At 58.5% G+C, this 824-nt stretch carries 1 protein-coding gene; it reads right to left on the minus strand.

What is annotated here, in order from left to right; all coding sequences use genetic code 11:
- Nucleotides 1–113: 113 nt before the first annotated feature.
- Nucleotides 114–824: transposase (locus tag KHO22_RS32330; protein WP_211951262.1), on the minus strand; the 711-nt coding region annotated here is incomplete at its 5' end.

An 824-nucleotide genomic window follows, 5' to 3' on the forward strand; every position in this document is an offset into this window, starting at 1 on the left:
CGACAAGCCCCATCTAGTAGTGTCGGTTGCGGAGCAACCAAATCAGTATGCGGGCCTGTCTACTTTTAGCTGTGCTACGTAACGACGAATGGAGGAATTGAATCTGTCTGTTTCTATCCTCCGGTTCTTGCATTCTTCAGTACCGCGCCCTCGGGTATGACACCGTGCTCAAGGTAGCGCCACAATGCGATGACAAGCCGCCGCGCCACCGCGACAATGGCGATGCGTTTGCCCCGCTTGTTCTGGGCATTGCCCAAAGTACGCTGTGTGAACCACTGCGCGATCGCGCTGTCGGGCTGATAGCGCAGCCAGAACCACGCCATTTCGATCAGCAAGGAGCGCACTCGTCGGTTGCCCTGCTTACTGATTCCCTGGTCGACCCGGCTTTCGCCGCTGTCGTAGGGCTGGGGCACCAGACCGACACAGGACCCCACTTGGCGCCGGTTATCAAAGTGTCGCCAGAATAGTTCGAGTACTAGTCGGGTAGCCCCCACTGAACCGATTGCCTTGAGTCGTTCGAGGTCGGCGATGCGTTTCTGTACGGGTTCCGACAATTGGTCGATCAATTTTTTTTCGAGCTCGGCAAATTGCTGCTCCGCCAGGACTAGGCGCCGGCACTCCCTGGCTAGTCGCGCGTGCAGCTCTGACGACAAGGGCGCACCGTCGTGGCAGCAAAACTTTCCCATCGCGAGACGGGTTGAGACGTCGCCATTGACGTCCTGCCAGCAGCCCACCGTGCGCAGCAATTTGCGTATCCGGTCGCGATGCTGCATTACTTCCTTTTGTAGCTCGCCCCGGTCCCGTACGAGATGGCGTTGCGCTTC

Source organism: Cupriavidus yeoncheonensis (assembly GCF_905397275.1).
Classification (GTDB): domain Bacteria; phylum Pseudomonadota; class Gammaproteobacteria; order Burkholderiales; family Burkholderiaceae; genus Cupriavidus; species Cupriavidus yeoncheonensis.